Origin of the sequence: Aliivibrio sp. SR45-2 (genome assembly GCF_963890165.1) — a bacterium.
GTDB lineage: Bacteria > Pseudomonadota > Gammaproteobacteria > Enterobacterales > Vibrionaceae > Aliivibrio > Aliivibrio salmonicida.
Genome location: NZ_CAWPRC010000183.1, coordinates 1 through 19268, shown reverse-complemented (window position 1 = coordinate 19268; position 19268 = coordinate 1). Strand labels below are relative to the sequence as shown.

The 19268-nt window shown below is 39.3% G+C and carries 16 protein-coding genes and 1 pseudogene; 10 read left to right on the top strand and 7 right to left on the bottom strand.

Translation table 11 applies throughout. The features are described 5' to 3' along the window. Positions 1 to 48 precede the first annotated feature (48 nt). Positions 49 to 450 (bottom strand): annotated as a pseudogene (locus AACV33_RS17105) (carbohydrate porin); the annotation flags it as partial. Between the two features lie 140 nt (positions 451 to 590). Here AACV33_RS17105 and AACV33_RS17100 point away from each other — a divergent pair. Further along, positions 591 to 1652 carry a DUF3541 domain-containing protein gene (locus AACV33_RS17100; protein ID WP_065611606.1) on the top strand — a complete coding sequence of 354 codons (1062 nt, stop codon included), beginning with the start codon at positions 591 to 593 and terminating at the stop codon, positions 1650 to 1652. An 85-nt stretch (positions 1653 to 1737) separates the two neighbouring features. Here the strand turns inward: AACV33_RS17100 and AACV33_RS17095 are convergent, their stop codons facing one another. The 5 genes from AACV33_RS17095 to AACV33_RS17075 all read right to left on the bottom strand — a co-directional run bounded on the left by AACV33_RS17095 (position 1738) and on the right by AACV33_RS17075 (position 7096). Continuing rightward, positions 1738 to 1992, bottom strand: a complete 255-nt coding sequence (locus AACV33_RS17095; protein ID WP_012550947.1) for a YfhL family 4Fe-4S dicluster ferredoxin — start codon at positions 1990 to 1992, stop codon at positions 1738 to 1740. Positions 1993 to 1995: 3 nt separating this feature from the next. Then, on the bottom strand, positions 1996 to 3384 hold the full coding sequence (gene trhP, locus AACV33_RS17090; RefSeq protein ID WP_017021256.1) for a prephenate-dependent tRNA uridine(34) hydroxylase TrhP: 1389 nt from the start codon (positions 3382 to 3384) through the stop codon (positions 1996 to 1998). Between the two features lie 150 nt (positions 3385 to 3534). Next, complete coding sequence (locus tag AACV33_RS17085; RefSeq protein WP_017021255.1) at positions 3535 to 4545, bottom strand: LacI family DNA-binding transcriptional regulator; 1011 nt, start codon at positions 4543 to 4545, stop codon at positions 3535 to 3537. Between the two features lie 167 nt (positions 4546 to 4712). After that, positions 4713 to 5729 carry a nuclear transport factor 2 family protein gene (locus AACV33_RS17080; protein ID WP_017021254.1) on the bottom strand — a complete coding sequence of 339 codons (1017 nt, stop codon included), beginning with the start codon at positions 5727 to 5729 and terminating at the stop codon, positions 4713 to 4715. A 71-nt stretch (positions 5730 to 5800) separates the two neighbouring features. After that, positions 5801 to 7096, bottom strand: coding sequence for an MFS transporter (locus AACV33_RS17075; protein ID WP_182699441.1), 1296 nt, complete (start codon positions 7094 to 7096; stop codon positions 5801 to 5803). A 327-nt stretch (positions 7097 to 7423) separates the two neighbouring features. Here AACV33_RS17075 and AACV33_RS17070 point away from each other — a divergent pair, with 327 nt between their 5' ends. Then, the gene (locus tag AACV33_RS17070; RefSeq protein WP_182699440.1) at positions 7424 to 8971 is read left to right on the top strand and encodes a sodium:solute symporter family transporter; all 1548 of its coding nucleotides are present in this window, start codon (positions 7424 to 7426) and stop codon (positions 8969 to 8971) included. A 72-nt stretch (positions 8972 to 9043) separates the two neighbouring features. On the opposite strand, the gene rdgC is transcribed toward AACV33_RS17070, so the two are convergent. Beyond that, positions 9044 to 9955: a recombination-associated protein RdgC gene (rdgC, locus tag AACV33_RS17065; protein ID WP_026025370.1), complete on the bottom strand. Its 912-nt coding sequence runs from the start codon at positions 9953 to 9955 to the stop codon at positions 9044 to 9046. 216 nt (positions 9956 to 10171) lie between these two features. Here rdgC and phoB point away from each other — a divergent pair, with 216 nt between their 5' ends. The 8 genes from phoB to AACV33_RS17025 form a co-directional block, all read left to right on the top strand. Next, entirely contained in the window at positions 10172 to 10864 is a 693-nt protein-coding gene (phoB, locus tag AACV33_RS17060; protein WP_182699439.1) for a phosphate regulon transcriptional regulator PhoB, read from the top strand. 30 nt (positions 10865 to 10894) lie between these two features. Next, entirely contained in the window at positions 10895 to 12193 is a 1299-nt protein-coding gene (gene phoR / locus AACV33_RS17055; RefSeq protein ID WP_012550940.1) for a phosphate regulon sensor histidine kinase PhoR, read from the top strand. A 6-nt stretch (positions 12194 to 12199) separates the two neighbouring features. Next, positions 12200 to 13189: a PstS family phosphate ABC transporter substrate-binding protein gene (locus AACV33_RS17050; RefSeq protein ID WP_017021250.1), complete on the top strand. Its 990-nt coding sequence runs from the start codon at positions 12200 to 12202 to the stop codon at positions 13187 to 13189. Between the two features lie 94 nt (positions 13190 to 13283). After that, a complete protein-coding gene (locus AACV33_RS17045) occupies positions 13284 to 15491 on the top strand; it encodes an ABC transporter permease subunit (RefSeq protein WP_182699438.1) in 2208 nt (735 codons plus the stop codon). Between the two features lie 10 nt (positions 15492 to 15501). After that, positions 15502 to 17031 (top strand): phosphate ABC transporter permease PstA, encoded by a 1530-nt coding sequence (gene pstA / locus AACV33_RS17040; RefSeq protein WP_220488524.1) that lies wholly within the window; start codon positions 15502 to 15504, stop codon positions 17029 to 17031. Positions 17032 to 17035: 4 nt separating this feature from the next. Further along, a complete protein-coding gene (gene pstB, locus AACV33_RS17035; protein ID WP_012550936.1) occupies positions 17036 to 17854 on the top strand; it encodes a phosphate ABC transporter ATP-binding protein PstB in 819 nt (272 codons plus the stop codon). A 35-nt stretch (positions 17855 to 17889) separates the two neighbouring features. Beyond that, the gene (gene phoU / locus AACV33_RS17030) at positions 17890 to 18588 is read left to right on the top strand and encodes a phosphate signaling complex protein PhoU (RefSeq protein ID WP_017021247.1); all 699 of its coding nucleotides are present in this window, start codon (positions 17890 to 17892) and stop codon (positions 18586 to 18588) included. A gap of 167 nt (positions 18589 to 18755) precedes the next feature. Continuing rightward, positions 18756 to 19268 (top strand): VC2662 family protein (locus tag AACV33_RS17025; protein WP_182699437.1); only part of this gene is annotated, 513 nt, incomplete at its 3' end.

Sequence of the window (19268 nt, the reverse complement as noted above, 5' to 3'; positions counted from 1 at the left end):
AGCCATCACGCGTGATGGCTATTTTTTTGTCTTTTTTATACGTCTAAATTAAATAATAACTCTGGCTCTTAAGCCGATGACCCATGTACTGCTTTCATTTGAAAATGCCGGATCTTTAATATATTGAAGATCAGGGGTTATCTGAATAAATTCATTTACCGCGATATTGTAATAAATTTCTGATGTAATTTGGTCTGTTTGTTTAACGCCAAACTCACCTAACAAATCTTCGCTTACCTCACTCCAATTTAACGCAAAACCGAGTGTATTCTTGTCATTCAGTAAACCAAAATAACCAACCCCTGCGGTAAGTGATTTATCATATAAGGCGACATCACCTTCAGATATACCACCTCGTAAGAAAGGCATTATCAGTGGTGTTGCAAAATAACTGGCAGAGAAGTTTACACCTTGTGCACCTTCTATTCTCGTCAATAAATCACGTCCATCTGACTTTCTCATGACGGTTCATTAAATTGAAGTTATTATTATGTAAATAGGTGCACTTATAATGCCTATGAAATTATAAGACATGAAAAATAATTGGCGGAGATAATATGTTTGCGTGTAGATTGAAAACGTTGCTATTCATGGTTTCATTTTTTATTGTGCCACTTTCTCAAGCTGAAATTATGGAAGGTGGGAGAACAACGCCCAGTTTTGAGCAAGATGCCGCCTCTATTCGCCATACTTATGAAAGCCAACTCTATACGTTGCCAGCATTTAAAGCGGGTCATTATGGATTGCGTATGTATCGTCAAACGATGGATCCGAAATACTCATCCGCTATATGGTCAGATATGGCGAGAGTGGCCAGTCGTTTGAATCAGTTTTCAACTGAGGTGCATACAAAAAAACAAATAGAAGCCTACGCTAATAAGCGGTTAAATAGTTATATTGATGAGAGCGATAGTCGCAGTATCCTTCGTTATCAAGCAACGAAAACGATGCCTGAGTATCTATATCTTGGTATTGATCTTTTAGGATCGATGGCAAGAGCGGATGAATATGGCTTAAAACATCGTAATGATAAAGAGCTGCGAGAAATCATTCGTCATTATGACTTTAAGAAGTACGCAACGAACGAAGCAATGATAAAGGCGTGGGCAGCGCAACTTGCTAATCAAGTGTATTGGTTGCGCCAGTTAGGCGAGCAAGATGTGGTTGATGAATTTATTGAGGCATTTAAATTAGCGTATCCAGATGATAAAGACGCCGGATTATCTCAACAGCAATTTGGCAATAAAATTTACGGTTTAACTCATATACTGTTGGCGGATTCAAAGTACTATCAACTTCCTTTAAAAGAATCGGATCATCAATGGATATACGATTATCTTAGAAATAACATCGATATAATTTTAGAACGTTCGAAAGAAGATATTATTTCAGAGGTTGGAATTACGTTTTTATTGGCCGGATTAGAGAATGATCCTGTTGTTTATAAAACACAAAAACACATTCAAGATGATATTAATCGCCAAAAAAACATGGTGCCATCAACGACTGAAGGTACAGATTTGACGGATGGTGAACATCGGAATGTATTGGCGATAATGTTACTCGATTGGCAGACACCACATGCCGCTCCCACTATTCAAAATGAACCGAACATATTTATTGGTAAGCCGTATGGACTTATCAAGAAATAAGAAACACACCGTTAAGATACAAAAATGCCCAATGACATTTAACGGTCATTGGGCATTTTTAGTGAAACAAGAAGAGCAGTAAAAACTAGGCGAGACCTTGAAGTTTCACAAATTTTTCTAATAGCTGATCATCCGTTTCTATGTTGTTTGGATCAGAAATAACGCAATTGTTAATCGGGCAAACTGACTGACACGTAGGGACTTCGTAATGTCCCTTACATTCAGTACAAAGATCGGGATTGATTTCGTAGATCTTGTCGCCCATGGTGATCGCTTCGTTTGGACACTCAGGCTCACACATATCACAGTTAATGCATTTTTTATTGATCAATAACGCCATTACTTACTTACCGTGTGGGTTACGAGTGTCTTCACCCGTGTGTAAGTTACGCATTAATAGACCGTATTCTAAATCTACGTTTGCAGGAACAGGGATGAACACAAAGTGGCCATTTCCTTTCGCTGAATCAACGGCTTCACTCTTACGGTTTTCCATCATTTCTAGCGTGAAGGTTAAGTTACCTTGTGGCGTCATGATCTCAACAGAGTCGCCCACTAGGAATTTGTTTTTAACATCAACTTCCGCTAAATCACCACGACGTTTACCCGTAAATTCACCAACGAATTGTTGAGAATCAGAGATAGAGTAACCGTAATCGTAGTTTTGGTATGTATCATGTGTATGACGACGTAAGAAACCTTCTGTGTAACCACGGTGAGCTAGGCTCTCTAGTGTCCCCATTAGGCTTTCATCAAATGGCTTACCAGCAACCGCATCATCAATCGCCTTGCGATATACTTGAGCAGTACGCGCACAGTAATAGAAAGACTTAGTACGACCTTCGATTTTAAGCGAGTGAACGCCCATCTTGGTTAGACGCTCTACGTGTTGGATAGCACGAAGATCTTTAGAGTTCATGATGTAAGTACCATGCTCATCTTCAAATGCAGCCATTTTCTCTTCAGGGCGGTGTGCTTCAGAAAGAAGAACCACTTCGTCAGTTGGTTTGCCTAAACCTAATGTATTGTCAGGACGTTCTTCTTGAACTTCCACGTCTTGAATCTCAACACCGGTAGGATTAGCTTCAACGATTTGACCGTTTTCGTCTTCTTTTGCTTCTTCAGCTTTGTATTCCCAACGACATGCATTTGTACATGTGCCTTGGTTTGGATCGCGCTTGTTCATGTAGCCAGAAAGTAAGCATCGACCAGAGTACGCCATGCATAATGCACCGTGTACAAAAATTTCTAATTCGGTATCAGGACAGTTTTCACGGATCTCTTCAATTTCTTCTAGTGATAATTCACGAGATAAGATCACACGCTCAACACCTTGAGTTGACCAGAACTTCACGGTTGCCCAGTTAACTGCGTTAGCTTGAACTGATAGGTGAATAACAACCTCAGGGAAAGCTTCACGAACCATCATGATTAAACCAGGATCAGACATGATTAAGGCATCAGGGCCCATTGCTACGATAGGGGTTAAATCACGAATAAAGGTTTTTAACTTTGAGTTATGTGGTTGGATATTACATACCACATACAGTTTTTTACCTTGCGCATGCGCTTCGTTAATACCGATCTCTAGGTTTTCATGGTTGAATTCGTTGTTACGAACACGAAGGCTGTAACGTGGTTGGCCTGCATAGACAGCATCAGCACCGTAAGCAAACGCGTAACGCATATTTTTAAGGCTGCCAGCTGGCGAAAGTAGTTCTGGTTTAAACATGATTGCTTCCCAATGTTGTATTCTGATCTCAGGTCAGGTCATATCTCATGGATATGAAGGAGGCCGGATTTTACATGGAAAGGAAGGGAAGTGCTAGAGATATGATCTTTAGTGTTTATAAAGGCCTTATCTCTTTTTGATGTGATTCAATTAACTTTGTATTGTCGTTTTTCGTTCAACAAAAGCGACAGGTATCATTAATCTTACTAGGTTTGTATTTTTGTTTTCTATCTGATCTACAATGATCTTAACGGATTCACGTGCTAAACGTTGAAAATCTTGTTTAAAGGTCGTGAGTTGATAATTTAGCCACTCGGTTTGAGGAATATTATCGAATCCAATTACTTGAAGATCTTTTGGTATGCGTAAGCCGCACTCTAAACGAGCCACATCCATGACTGCCATCGCTAAATTATCCGTCGCGCAAAAGATAGCTTCAGGTCGATGAGGTTGAGAAAATAATTGTCGAATAGTATCGATTGAATCAGAATAATCATAAGTTGCTTCGACTACTTGAGCTTTATTCCCAGTTAATTCTTCGAAAGTCGTGCAAAAACCAAATTTACGTTCGTCGTTAGTAAATGTAGGTACTTCACCAGTTAAATATAATGCCGATTTCACATTGCTTTTATGAAAATGTTGAGCAGCTATTTGACCTGCGGTGTAGTTATCACTAATGACATAACTGCTTTTTGTTCCTTCGACTACTCGGGCGTATTGAATAATAGGAATATTGAATTCTTCACATTCTTCGTATAACGATTTGTTGAGCGTTGCTGAAGCGGCAATGACACCATCAACTCGGTACTGAAAGATATTAGGAATTGAATGTTGTTTATCTTCATCTATTTGCCATGGGATCAATACGGCTGAAAATCCTTTTTTCTGTAATTCATTAGAGATTAATTGCAGTGTTTTCATGTGGATTGGATAGTCGGCATCAGGAAAAACTAAACCAATAAGTTTCGATTCATTGGTCGTTAAACTACGGGCAAATGCATTCGGTCGGTAGTTTAGGGTTTTTGCTGCTTCAAATACCTTTTGCTTTGTTTTTTCTGATGCGGAGCTACCAGGAATAAAAACACGAGAAACCGTAGATTGAGAAACTCCGGCAAGTTTTGCTACATCTTTAGACGTTATCATTGATTTTGGAAGAGTCATATTTTATTGATTATCAGTCAATTAAGTTGCTTAGAGTCTACCATAGAATAAAATGGTATTCATAAACTCAGCGTCTAAACGGTGATGGGAAAGTGCCTCATTTATGACAAGGCACACACCGGATAAGGTTGCGATAATCTAAAAGATTATTCGTTATTTTGGGTATATTACAGCTCAGGATTCATGATTGTTTGAGTTCGTTCAAAAACATCTAAGCCTTGTTGTTTTAGCCAATAAGGGAGATCGATTAATACCCAGTTTTCAGACAGTTTATCGTTATCTCGGTAATACACATCGACGACTTGCATATCAGCACGCACTTCGCCGCCAGTCATACCCAAGAAACCACCTGTTGGCGTATTTGATAGATTTGGCCATCCGAAGAAACACGAAAAATTTCCCTCAGCAAAGCGACAGACGTGACCATTGAATTTTTTATCTTTTAAGTTATTACGGAATGGTAATTGATGTTGTTGTTGGTAGCGAGGGATGGTGTAAGAGGCACCGATACCACAAGGACCATACCAAATCATATCTTTAGACCAGCTTTTTGCTAAGACTTCAGGAGGGCATCCCATTGCACCACTGTCATTAAGGGCTGAAAGGTCATCGACCATTTTATTCACCAATGCCAGCGTTGCAATTCCTTCTTCTGGTGCTGCATCTTCAAACAACAGACCATCATGGTTGCGTGGTCCAGGATAAACAAAATGCTTACCGGTTGAAGGGGGTAATGGATAGCAACCAGCTTGGTCCATCATGCCTAAAAGATCTAAGAAAAGACCTGTTTTCGTTATTTTTCCATTTTGAACGCAGTTAAATTCAGCATAACGAACATTCATTATTTTTCCGGTAGGGCGCATACCTAAAAATTCAGCATCGAATAGACCCATAAAGTGGCCCATACTCATTACCCAAATTTCATCTGGATTAATTTCGTTATTACCACCGATGAAGATATCTTGACGACGTTGCATGCGTGTCATTGATTTTAGTATCGGCGACCAAAAAGTATCTGCAGCAGCTTGTGCCCCTTTTTGTTCACGAAATGGATAAACACTGCGCCATAAATAATCGTCAGAAGTGTGTTCTTTTAGTATGTCGGATACATTTTCGTGAGTTGCGTTTTCTATCGCATCAAAATATGCACGAACGATTCGTTTTGCTTCTTGATATTTAGACATCTTATTTCTCTCTTAATATTGGCGAGCTTAATGAAGCTCGCTTATTTTGATTGTGAGTAACTTATTTTGAATTAGGCTTGTGCTGTTTTTCGCTTTTTATTTCTATCAAAAATGCCATCTTTCAACGTTTCAGGTAGTGATAACCACAGCAGACCCGCTAAGATCCAGATGATTGGAGACCCCCACATTGCAGTTTCAAGGCTTGAACGCTCTTGAATAAAAACAAGAACCATTGGAGCCCACATTCCGATAATACGACCACCATGAAAGAGTGCAGCACCGTAGCTGCGCAGATGAGCGGGAAACAGTTCAGAAAAATATCCTCCCCATACGGCAGATGCAGAAAGTCCAAAGTTGTATATAAGCCCTAATAGAGCGAGCATATTTAAACTACCAATCATGACGTCACTTGGCGCAATAAAGAAAATTGACACCATAATTCCGGCAAGAATGAAGCCGAAAGCATTTACTTTACGGCCATATTTATCAGCGACGGCTCCCCATATCCAAGCACCAAATAATGAACCAAATGCAGATATTGAGAAAATCATACCAATGGTTGCACCGTCAAATTGGCGAACGTCGCGTAAGTAAGTTGTTACAAAGCCACTAAAAAATTGATATCCATAAAAGTTCAGGCCAGCCAGTAATAAACAAGTAATGGTAATTGTGCGATAAGGCTTACTTAGCATCTCGCCCCAGGTCCCTTTTTTCACTGGAGTGTCATTATTTGTTGCGTCGTTTTCGCTTTCTTCACCATAAGCAATGATCTTTTTATCGTTTGGTAGAATAAAAATCATAATGGCAGCGGCGACTAACGGAGGAATACCACCAACCCACATTAGGCTCTGCCAAGGAGCATCAATACTGGTAATGAAGGCCGCGTAAGCGCCCATGACCATTAGAGCGACAGAGAACATTGAAGAAGCGAATGCGGTTAATTTTCCTCGTACCGTTGGTGTGAAAAGGCCAATCATTAAACTCACCGCAACAGTGAAGTAGCCACCAAGTGAAATACCGATGATGAATCGCATTAGTGCCCACATGGTGTAATCGGTAAACATCATATTGAGAATTGTTGCGCCACCATTGAGAGCGGTGATCACGATTAATGTCGATTTTTTACCAAAGTTGGAAGCAACCCAAGCACAACTCAACGCACCAATAAGAGCCCCAACTGATTGCCAAGTATAGAATTGTGCGGTGTCAGCAAGGCTAATACCATCGTAGGCCTCTACGATATAAGGGCGAACATAATCAATAATTACAAAGTTATAGCAGTAGAAAAAATAGCCAACAAGAATGGCTAAATAGGCTGTTATTCTTTGGGCTATTGGGACTTCACTCATGTGTTTTTTGGTAGTCATCTTTATCAAACCTTATTTAATCCATTAGTTAGTTTTATTTCAGCACTGATAGAACGGTGCGTTTTGATGATTTACTTTTAGGGTGAATCATAGTTTTTTTAGAGATCAAAGATCGTGATCCAAGTCGAGTTTGAAATGGGTGCGTACCCATTTTTTCTTTTTTAGAGATCATGATCTCATTATGGCTATGTCTTATCGTTACTGTGTGCTTTTTCAGCACTTGTTAGTGATTTTTATCACGTTTGTTATTGTGGTTTGATTAAATTGGATGAATTTTAAGTAATATTGGTGCTGATCATTTTCTCAGGAAGACAGGAATAATTATAAATGGTTACGTATTCAAGTTTTGTGGTGGTGGCGATCTATGTGTTTTCGACCATGTTCATCAGTTATCTTGTGAATAAACGCCATAGTAAAGCAGGGGACTTCTCCACTGGGGGGAAGCAGTTTGGCTGGTTTACCGCGGGTGTTTCGATACTGGCAACTTACATTAGTACAATGACATTTGTGGGCATGCCCGGGTGGGTTTATAGCTCTGGAATGGAAGTGATGAGTATTCATCTTAACTATCCCATTGTTATCTTTTTTACGGTGATTTTTTTTGTTCCTGTGTTTTATAAACTTGGATTAACGTCGATCTATGAATATTTAGAGCTTCGTTTTGGCGTGTATGCTAGAACCATCAATTCAATGGTGTTCATTTTAGTTCAATGTATCTCATCAGGGATTGTTCTTTATGCGGTCGCGTTGATTTTGGTGCAAGTTTTGCCGATTAATATTTCGGAAGCAATCATCGCGATGAGTGTATTTACGGCGGTGTATACGTATTTCGGTGGCATCTCTACGGTTATTTGGACTGATGTATTGCAGTCTGCCGTTTTACTTGTGGGCAGTCTTTGTATTTTTGTATTTCTATTGATAGAAATTAATACGCCGAGCGCAGTGTCTCGCGAACATCTTAATATTATTAATCTTGAGTTTAATTTTGGGGTAGACACAACATTATGGGCAGGTGTGATTGCCGTGAGCTTTCTACATTTAAGCGTATATGGAACGAATCAACTGATTATTCAGCGTACGTTGGCAACAAAATGTGAAAAGACAGCTCAAAAATCCATGTTACTTTGTGGGTATGGTGCTTTTTTTGTGTATTTATTCTTTGCCATTATTGGCGCTTTGTTAAGTGTGTTTTATCAAGACCAACATTTCACAAACAGCAATGAAGTTATTTTGGATTTTGTGTTTAATCATACAAATCCTATTGTTGTCGGCCTTATTATTTCTGCGTTGGCTGCGGCTGCGATGTCGACATTAGATTCGACCTATAACTCGATGGCAACGGTCGCTACGTTTGATCTGTATAAGCGTTTTTTTAAACCTAATGAATCGTCGGTTCATTATGAATTAATTGCACGAAGAATGAGCTTATTGGCGGCCACCTCTGTTGTTATCCCGGCATTATTTGCGGTATCTAATGAATCGGTATTAAAAGCCATTGCTGGTTTCACATCGATTTTTGTTGGTATCCGGCTCGGTTCATTTGTTCTTGGATTGTTTTTTAAAAAGGCAAACGAGAAGGGGGTTATCGTAGGTAGCTTAGGGAGTATTCTTTCTGTTTTAGGTACAATGTCGATGGAAATATCATGGCCTTGGTATGCGCCGATTGGAACGTGTGTTTTTCTTGTTTTAGGCGTGTTCGTCAGTCGTTGTTGGGGAAGTATTAGTGCTGAACAGAAGGTGTTTATTGATGGTCAAAAGCAGTTATTTTCGAAACCGTTGCCAAGTCATTATGGCTTATTAGTTTTTGCTGTATTTACTATTGCTGCTTGTGCGGTTATTCCTGATTGGATTTATTCTGCCCTTTCTCATGAATGATGATATACATGAGTATCGAGGAGAAAAAGGTGGCTTGATTATGATGTCAAACCACCCTTTTTTATTCTAAAGTTACTCTTTCTCTTCAATGCCACCAAGTGCTTTGAAAAGATCAGGCAGTAGAGCGTCAAGCTCTGAACTCATTAGAGAGAAATCAGCATCAAAACGAGCGGCTTTATCTTCAAAACCAATATCTTCGTTTTGATCTTTTACATCATCGCTGAATTTAAGGCGTTTTAGCGATAAATCATCCGCAAGGATAAACTCTAAACGGTCTTGCCATGTTAGCGCTAATTTAGTCACAACTTTGTTAGCATCAATATGAGCGTGAATTTCATCACACACTAATTCTTGTTGTTTACAACGGATCACGCCGCCGTCTTCTAAAATCGCTTTTAATTCTGCTTCTTCACCCATCTCAAAACCTTGAGGAGTGACGCCTGTTTTAACCCATTCGGTTAATGCATTCTCAATCGGTTGAGTGGCCGTTAGGGGAACAACAGGTAAGCTGCCAATAGATTTACGCAGTAATGCTAATAAATCTTCTGCTTTTTTGTAGCTGCCAGCATCAACAATAATAAAACCAGATTCAGGAAGAATTAACGCATACGTTTGTTGGTGCTTGCTGAATGCACGAGGCAGTAAATCAATCACGATGTCATCTTTGATTGAGTCTTTCTCTTTTTTCTTAAGAGGACGACCTTGTTCAAGTTCCATCGCATCAATTTTTGCGTTCATTGATTCTTTGATTACAGAAGCCGGAAGCATTTTTTCTTCTTTCTTAACACAGATAAGAATGTTGTTGCTTGCTACGTGAGTCAGCATATCGCCATGACGTCCCATTGCTGTTACCCAGCCAAATTTTTGCATATCTTGGCTGCCACAAGGTGTGAAACGGAAATCGTTCAGTTGTTTTTCAAGTTGCTCAGGATTGATATCAATCTCTTTAGTAAAACGATAAATTAAACAATTTTTAAACCACATCATCATGCTGCTGAATTCCTGTCTTTTTTAAGTCCGCTTATGATAGGAGATTTTGACGCATTATGCTTGTAGAGTTTTCGGGATTTTAAGGAAATGGCCACAAGGTTGAAATTCAATGATGAAATTATGAACTTTTCTTTTCAATAGTCACAAAAGTGTCATAATTACCTTTAATAATAGCGTTATAAATTTTGTTGGTTAAATTAGGTAAAGATAATGTCTAGAAGGATACTTGTCGTAGAAGATGAAGCGCCAATTCGTGAGATGCTGTGCTTTGTATTAGAGCAGAAAGGATACGAACCAATTGAAGCGGAAGATTATGATACTGCGCTTGCTTTACTCTGCGAACCCTACCCAGATTTAATTTTGTTGGATTGGATGTTACCTGGTGGCTCTGGCATTAATTTAATCAAACATCTTAAGCGTGATGAATTTACGAAAAAGATCCCTGTTGTGATGTTAACCGCTCGGGGTGAAGAAGAAGATAAAGTGCGTGGCCTTGAAGTGGGGGCGGATGACTACATAACAAAACCATTCTCACCAAAAGAATTAATGGCGCGTTTAAAAGCGGTAATTCGTCGTGTTTCACCGACTTCTGTTGAAGAATTAATTGATGTTCAAGGATTAAAACTTGATCCGGTTTCTCATCGAGTGACGGCAAATGATAAGCCGTTAGACATGGGACCAACAGAATTTAAAATGCTGCATTTCTTTATGACGCATCAAGAACGTGTATATAGCCGTGAACAGTTATTGAATAATGTATGGGGCACTAACGTTTATGTTGAAGATCGCACTGTTGATGTTCATATTCGTCGTCTTCGTAAAGCGCTAGAAACAGAAGGGCATGATCGTTTGGTTCAAACGGTTCGTGGTGCTGGCTACCGTTTTTCTGTGCAATGCGCATAACAGTCAATAATTAACGTAAAGGTAGGCTAAATGGTTGAGCGTCTGTCATGGAAAAAGCTAGTTGGAGAATTGGCTTTTTTCTATGTCCCTTGGATTATTGTAGGGTACTTATTTGATGCCTTATGGCCATTGTTGTTTCTCGCGTCGTTTATTTTATTGATTTGGCATTTGCACAATCAAATTAAAATGTCTCGTTGGTTACATGAAGGACGAAAAGCGACCCCACCCTCTGCTTCTGGCAGTTGGGAGCCTATTTTTGATGAAACTTATCGTTTACAAAAGCGTCATAAAAAACGCCGTAAAGAGTTATCTGTTTTAATTCGACGATTTCGACAAGGGGCAGAAGCATTGCCTGATGCCGTGGTGGTATTTCGTCATGAAGGTAACATTGTGTGGTGTAATTCTTTAGCGCAATCGCTATTGGGTTTTCGTTGGCCTGAAGATTCGGGTCATCCGATAACGAATTTAATTAGACCCCCTGATTTTGTTCAGTATTTATTGGCGCAGCAATTTGATATTCCATTGGATATGCCATCGCCAATTAATTCAGATAAAACGTTAGAAATACGTATCGCACCTTACAGCGAAGGTGAGTACTTGATGGTGGTACGTGATGTTACTCAAATCAAGCAACTCGAAGGCATGCGCCGTAATTTCTTTGCCAATGTATCGCATGAGCTACGTACACCAATGACGGTGCTTCGTGGTTATTTAGAAATGTCAGAAGATCCAGACATGCTTGTTGGCCCTATGTGGAATAGAGCGCATGGAGTCATGACTGAACAATTAACTCGGATGGAAGGGTTGGTTGAGCAACTATTAACGCTTTCTAAAATTGAAGCCGCCGCAACATCGATGCTAGAAGATGAAGTTGATGTACCGGCAATGCTTGATATTTTAGAGAAAGAAGCACAGGCGTTAAGTGGTGATAGAAACCATAACATTACGTTTAATATTGATCGCTTGCTTAAAGTTCAAGGCGATGAAGATCAATTACGAAGCGCGATTTCTAATTTGGTATACAACGCGGTTAAGCATACAACCGATGGTGCAAATATCGTCATTGATTGGCGTCTTTCTTCTGCGGGAGCGAAACTTAAAGTTACAGACAGCGGACAAGGGATTGAAGCGCAACATATTCATCGTTTAACGGAGCGTTTTTATCGAGTAGATAAAGCACGCTCAAGAGAAACTGGTGGCAGTGGTTTAGGATTAGCTATTGTAAAACATGCGCTTAGCCATCATGATTCGCAATTAGAAATACAAAGCAAGCTGGGTAAAGGGAGCACTTTCTCGTTTGTATTACCGAAAAAACTCATTCTAAAGTAGATAATAATGAACGGATTTTATAGCACGAAGCGTAAGTGGTATCAGGTATTCACCCCTGTGGCACTGCTTTGGCTATGCGTTATTAATAATGGTATGGCTTATGATGGGAAATTGGCTCATTACGAGAGAGTATCTGGTGTCTCGGGGAATTTATCGTCGATAGGATCTGATACTTTAGCGAACATGATGACATTATGGGCAGAAGATTTTCAACGTATTTACCCTCGCGTTAATATTCAAATTCAAGCATCTGGCTCATCTACTGCACCGCCAGCCTTAATCGAAAGCACCGCACAATTTGGTCCTATGAGCAGAAAAATGCGGCAAAGTGAAAAAGCGGCTTTTGAAAGACAATTTGGTTACCCTCCCACTGAAATCCGAGTCGCTATTGATGCTCTCGGAATTTTTGTTCATCAAGATAACCCAATTCAAGGGCTTAATTTTACCCAACTCGACGCCATTTTTTCAGCTACGTTACGTTGCGGAGCCGTAAAACCGATTAATCGTTGGCAAGATCTTGGATTAACAACAAGTTGGGCAAAACATAGAATTCAATTGTTTGGTCGAAACTCAGTGTCAGGCACTTACGGTTATTTTAAAAATAACGCCTTATGTGATGGCGATTTCAAGGTTAATGTTAACGAACAACCCGGTTCTGCGTCTGTGGTTCAAGGGGTTTCAGCCTCACTGAATGGCATTGGTTATTCTGGGGTGGGATATAAAATGTCTGGCGTTAAATTGATACCAATCAGTCGAGATGGAACCGATTATATTAATCCTACGACCGATAATATTATTAATGGTCAATATCCGTTAGCTCGATTTTTATATTTATACATAAATAAGCCGCCTACGGCTAAATTACCGAAACTTGATGCTGAATTTATTCGTTATATGCTGTCAGAAGAAGGGCAACTAAGAGTAGAACAAGACGGATATATTGCGCTTTCTGAACGGTTTGTTTTGCAAGAATTATCGAAATTGGACTTACATTAAGTAAATTAAAGAATCAGGAATGATGAGCGTTTATTGTCATTCAGTTGTCACCCATATTTATTAATATCAATAAGAAAACAGAGGTTAACCCATCATGGCATACGCCAAACCTAATCAGATCACTAGAGATAAACAACGTCGTATTGTTGATCTGATTATACGTGTTTGGGTGAAATCCAGTGGCGTAGGGATCATTGCGGCACTTATGCTTATCTGTTTTTATTTACTTGCTGTTATTGCCCCCATTTTTACGCCAGTCTCTGTTGAACCGTCTCATCAATATGCAGCTCAATACTCGAATGCGACGTTAGCGATTGGCTCTGATGAACAAGGTAAAATGGTTTATCGTATTGATGACAGTGGTAAGGTGCAATTTATTGATTTAACCAATAACGAATTTGTTAGCGAACAACAAATTGTTGAACATCCAACCACATTTACGGCCACTATCGAAAGCCAAGATTGGTTTGCTTTTGGTGACGATAAAGGGAAAGTGACATTTTCTCAGATAGGTTTTCAGACCAACTATAAAAATGGTAAGCGACAACTTATCCCCTTTGTTGAGAAGTTTACGCCTTTTCCATCAATTCAAGTGGATGATAAAAAACAACCACTGACACAATTAGCGTTAAGTTTAACCCCCATTGAAGGTGTTATTTTAGCCAAAACTCAAGATGAACGATTTTTGGGTGTGGAGCTAGATGGTTCTGTAAATAAAATGACAGGGGAAACTATTTGGAAAGCACAAGCGATTGAATTTAAAGCGATGGGCAGTACCAAAGGATTGCTTTCTATGGTCATTACACCAAATAACGATTTCATTTATTTATTGTTTGAGCATGAACTCCAAGTATGGACATTAAAAAATCATAACGCAGAATTGCGAGAGAGGATTACTCTTAATGGCGTCGCGCAAAAATTAACATTGTTAGCTGGGGCAAACTCGGTATTAATCCAGTTTTCCGATGGTAGTGTGTCTCAATGGTTTGATACGATTAATAATGAAAAACGCTCATTAACGTCTATTCGTTCGTTCTCGTTTGATGCTCCAATAGCACAATTAGCCCCTGAAGTTTACCGAAAAGGGGTGAGCGTGATTGATACTGAAGGTCAGTTATCCATTATTCATACGACGACAGAAAAAACATTATTCAGCCAACATCTGTTTAATAATAAAGTACTAGCTGTTACTCAACCACCGAACGCCGAGAAATTAATTGTTTTAACGGACAAGGGATGGGAATGCTTTAGTGTGACCAACCCTCATCCTGAAGTGAGCGTACAATCATTGTTTGGGAAAATGTGGTACGAAGGATATCCTGAGCCAACGTATACTTGGCAATCAACCGCAGCTAATGATGATTTTGAATCTAAATTCAGTTTAATGCCACTGGCTTTTGGTACGTTAAAAGCCGCATTTTATGCGTTGATATTTGCGGGTCCAATTGCGATTGGTAGCGCAATTTATACTGCGTATTTTATGTCAGCGAATGTACGTCGTTATGTTAAACCTACCATTGAAATTATGGAGGCTTTACCAACTGTTATTATTGGTTTGCTCGCGGGAATTTGGCTAGCACCTATCATCGAAAATAACTTAACCGCCGTATTTAGCCTATTTATACTTTTTCCCTTAAGCATGATGATTATTGCCTTTATCTGGCATATTTTACCTGCTCATATAATGAGAAGGCTGCCTCGTGGTCAGCATGCCATTTTATTGATCCCTGCTCTGATTGGTGTCGGTTATCTTACATTTAACTATGGTTATGTTATTGAAGGGTGGTTTTTTGCCGGGGATTTAAGAAATTACCTTGGTGATAAAGGGCTAGGTTACGATCAACGTAATGCATTGGTCGTTGGTTTAGCCATGGGAGCGGCTATTATTCCTACTATTTATACCATTGCAGAAGACGCGATCTTCTCTGTTCCTAAGCATTTATCTGAAGGGTCATTAGCACTCGGTGCCACTCAATGGCAGACGTTAACTAAAGTGGTGTTATTAACTGCAAGTCCGGGTATCTTTTCTGCCGTGATGATGGGATTAGGGCGTGCCGTAGGCGAAACGATGATCGTATTAATGGCGACAGGCAATACACCAATCATGGACGGAAACATTCTAGAGGGCATGAGAACACTGGCTGCGAATATCGCGATTGAAATGCCTGAATCTGAAATGGGAAGTACACACTTTAGAATGCTCTTTTTAGCGGCCTTTTTATTATTTGTTTTCACTTTCTTTGTGAACTCGTTGGCGGAGTGGGTTCGCCAAGGGTTACGCGAAAAATATCGTAGTTTGTAGGCTGATTTAAATGAAAATAAAGCATTGGATTAAATCAGGATCACCTTGGATATGGTTAACGGCTGGCTCAGTAAGCATCAGTATGATCACCGTGCTTGGGATCTTATTGCTTATCGGTTGGAAAGGGTTATCTTATTTTTGGCCTACGTCTTTGCAAGAATGGAAGACTGTAGAAGGTAATGTTGTTATTGGGCAACTTTATGACGTGCAAAAAATCCACAGTAATAATACGGAGAAAAAAGAACGTTTAGTGATTAAAGTCGGCAACAGAGACGTCAATGGTTTTGACTTTATTAGCTTAGACAGAGACCAAATAGCATCGGTGAGCAAACCAAAAGACTTAGTGGTGGTCGATAGAGTTCAGCACGGTAAGTTTTTTGGGACAATAATTAAAGCCTCAAGTGGTTTAGAACTTACTCGCCAACAAGTCGAATCTTGGGTGAAAAGTGAAAAAGCAAAAATAGATTTATTAGAGCAAGAACAACACAAGTTATATAAATTATTGGACGATCTTCCTGCGTTAAATTTGTCGAATGATGAATTTACACAAAAAGAGAAAACATTAACGGAAGAGCTAACGTCGATTTCAAATCAGCTAACTCAAAGTTATTTAGTGTTAAAAGACAGCCAAAATAAATCTTATTTATTAAGCAGCGATAATGTCGTTAATATTTGGTACCCAAACGCAATGACCTTAAGTGAACAGCTTTCTCATTGGGTAAATACATTATATGACTTTTTATCTGAGCCTCCACGTGAAGCGAATTCTGAAGGCGGTGTTTTTCCTGCTATTTTTGGTACCATTTTATTGGTGTTATTGATGTCAATTATCGTGATGCCATTAGGGGTGATCGCGGCTATTTATTTACATGAGTATGCAAAGCCAAATATATTAACTCGGTTAGTTCGGATTGCCGTTATCAATTTAGCGGGTGTTCCTTCTATTGTTTATGGTGTTTTTGGGTTGGGATTTTTTGTTTATGTTGTTGGTGGAACGATTGACCAATTATTTTACTCAAACCAATTACCTACACCAACGTTTGGTACTCCTGGTCTATTATGGTCAGCACTTACGTTGGCGATTCTCACATTGCCCGTTGTTATTGTTGCTACAGAAGAGGGCTTAAGTCGTATCCCTAATTCAGTTCGTCATGGTTCGTTAGCGCTTGGGGCAACTCAATTTGAAACCTTATGGAAAATTGTGTTACCGATGGCCAGTCCTGCGATAATGACGGGATTAATTCTAGCAGTAGCAAGGGCAGCAGGAGAGGTTGCCCCATTAATGTTGGTCGGGGTGGTAAAGCTTGCACCATCATTGCCGATTGATAGCGTTGCGCCTTATTTGCATTTAGACCGAAAATTCATGCACCTTGGCTATCATATTTATGACGTTGGTTTTCAAAGCCCAAATGTAGAAGCTGCTCGACCAATTGTGTATGCCACGGCCTTTTTATTAGTGACTGTGATTATTGGTTTGAACTTAACCGCTATCGCGATTCGTAATAATTTACGAGAAAAATACAGAACGTTGGAGTTGTAGTTATATGTATTCATTATCACCAGATCTGTCTTTTTTATCATCAATGGATGTCAATGATTTAGCTGATGAAAGTACAGCGATAGAGATCAATAATCTGAGTTTGTCTTACGACAAAGCATCGGCGCTTTCAAATATTGATATGCGTATACCAAAAGGCCAAGTAACGGCATTTATTGGTCCATCAGGTTGTGGTAAATCAACTCTGTTACGCTGCATTAATCGAATGAATGATTTAGTCGATAATTGTAAGATTAGTGGCTCAATTAAATTGTTTGGTGATGATATTTATCAACCAAATACTGACATCCCATCGTTACGTCGTCGTGTTGGAATGGTGTTTCAACGGCCAAATCCGTTTCCTAAGTCTATTTATGAGAACGTAGTTTATGGTTTACGTTTACAAGGGATTAAAGAAGCGCGAGTATTAGATGAAGCGGTAGAAGAAGCCTTAAAAGCTGCTGCATTATGGGACGAAGTAAAACATCGTTTGCATGAGAATGCATTTGGATTATCCGGTGGTCAACAACAGCGTTTAGTTATTGCCAGAGCGATTGCTATTGAACCTGAAGTTTTGTTATTAGATGAACCAACTTCAGCATTGGATCCTATTTCAACTTTGACGATTGAAGAGCTTATTTACGAATTGAAAAGTAAATATACGGTAGTTATTGTAACGCATAACATGCAACAAGCGGCTAGAGTTAGTGATCACACCGCTTTTATTAACCAAGGTAAATTGGTTGAATATGGTAATGCGAATACAATTTTCACCTCTCCAAAACACAAACAAACTGAAGATTACATTACAGGTCGTTACGGCTAAACGTTTCGATTTACTTACCTTAATAAGGACATTCCATGCAACTTGGTCGACATATTTCAGGCCAATTTAACACCGAGCTTGAAGCCATTAGAACCCATGTATTAACCATGGGGGGAATGGTAGAGCAACAGCTTATCTACGCACTTGAAGCGTTGCATAATCACGATGCCGAGCTGGCAAAGCGGGTAATGCATGAAGATCACAAAGTGAATGCCATGGAAGTGGCGATTGATGAAGCTTGTACTAGAATTATAGCTAAGCGCCAACCTACCGCGAGTGACTTGCGTTTGGTCATGGCAATTATTAAAACCATCACTGATCTTGAGCGTATTGGCGATGTGGCCTCTCAAATAGCCAAAGTTTCATTAGAAAATTTTACGAATAAACAGCATTCATTATTAGTATCACTCGAAGCTCTTGGTCGACAATCAGTCAAAATGATGCACTCGGTACTTGATGCATATGCTCGTATGGATGTAAAAGCCGCAACAGAAGCGTACAAGTTTGATGATAAAATTGATGAAGAATATGAAGCCGTAATACGTCAATTAATTAAATATATGATGGAAGACCCAAGTTCGATTCCAAGTGTCATGAAAGTGATGTGGGCTGCAAGAGCAATTGAACGAGTTGGCGATCGTTGTCAGAATATTTGTGAATACATTATTTACTTTGTAAAAGGTAAAGATGTTCGTCATATCGGCAATCAAAATATTGATGATGTTATAAATTAAGTGATTGACTTAAATATAATAATCCAATAGATATTTTGAATGAGAACCTTTATTTATCATTCGAACAGAGTATATTATGAACTATTGCATAAACTTTATGCGATGCATGATACATATAAATCGAATAAATAGATCTTAGTAATCCTAAAATAATGAAGGGAAATATTATGAATAAAGTTTTAGTTGGTACGTGTGCTGCATTATCGTTAATGTCATCAGCAGTAATGGCTGATAGTACGCCTGTGATGTTCTCATCATTAAATGGCTTTAATGCCCCTGCAGCAAGTGAAGTTAAAGGTGTTCGCCTTGCCGCTTTACATGGCAAAACGGGTGATGTAACTGGTGTCGATTTCGCATTAGGTATGTCTGAAAGTGATAATTTAACTGGTGTAAACTTCCCTCTGTTTATTGGTGCAAACAAAGTTAATGGCAACATGACTGGGGCATCTTTTGGCTTATTCAATTGGCATAAAGGCGAAGATGTTGGTGCTAACTTAGGTTTTGTTAACATTACGAACGATGTGACTGGTGCTAACCTTTCTGCAGTAAACTACTCAGAAGGTTACACAATGGTTGATGTTGGTGTTGCAAACCTTTCAAATGATTCACATGTTCAAGTTGGTTTATTTAATATGACATCTGACATTAAAGGTGTTCAGATCGGTCTTATCAACTGTGCG

Bases quoted from the DNA above. Each gene is read 5' to 3' on its own strand.
- trhP (WP_017021256.1), bottom strand. From the start codon at position 3,384: ATGTTTAAACCAGAACTACTTTCGCCAGCTGGCAGCCTTAAAAATATG.
- AACV33_RS17095 (WP_012550947.1), bottom strand. From the start codon at position 1,992: ATGGCGTTATTGATCAATAAAAAATGCATTAACTGTGATATGTGTGAG.
- phoB (WP_182699439.1), top strand. From the start codon at position 10,172: ATGTCTAGAAGGATACTTGTCGTAGAAGATGAAGCGCCAATTCGTGAG.
- AACV33_RS17080 (WP_017021254.1), bottom strand. From the start codon at position 5,729: ATGTCTAAATATCAAGAAGCAAAACGAATCGTTCGTGCATATTTTGAT.
- rdgC (WP_026025370.1), bottom strand. From the start codon at position 9,955: ATGTGGTTTAAAAATTGTTTAATTTATCGTTTTACTAAAGAGATTGAT.
- AACV33_RS17100 (WP_065611606.1), top strand. From the start codon at position 591: ATGGTTTCATTTTTTATTGTGCCACTTTCTCAAGCTGAAATTATGGAA.
- AACV33_RS17050 (WP_017021250.1), top strand. From the start codon at position 12,200: ATGAACGGATTTTATAGCACGAAGCGTAAGTGGTATCAGGTATTCACC.
- phoR (WP_012550940.1), top strand. From the start codon at position 10,895: ATGGTTGAGCGTCTGTCATGGAAAAAGCTAGTTGGAGAATTGGCTTTT.
- pstB (WP_012550936.1), top strand. From the start codon at position 17,036: ATGTATTCATTATCACCAGATCTGTCTTTTTTATCATCAATGGATGTC.
- phoU (WP_017021247.1), top strand. From the start codon at position 17,890: ATGCAACTTGGTCGACATATTTCAGGCCAATTTAACACCGAGCTTGAA.
- AACV33_RS17085 (WP_017021255.1), bottom strand. From the start codon at position 4,545: ATGACTCTTCCAAAATCAATGATAACGTCTAAAGATGTAGCAAAACTT.
- AACV33_RS17045 (WP_182699438.1), top strand. From the start codon at position 13,284: ATGGCATACGCCAAACCTAATCAGATCACTAGAGATAAACAACGTCGT.
- AACV33_RS17070 (WP_182699440.1), top strand. From the start codon at position 7,424: ATGGTTACGTATTCAAGTTTTGTGGTGGTGGCGATCTATGTGTTTTCG.
- pstA (WP_220488524.1), top strand. From the start codon at position 15,502: ATGAAAATAAAGCATTGGATTAAATCAGGATCACCTTGGATATGGTTA.
- AACV33_RS17075 (WP_182699441.1), bottom strand. From the start codon at position 7,096: ATGACTACCAAAAAACACATGAGTGAAGTCCCAATAGCCCAAAGAATA.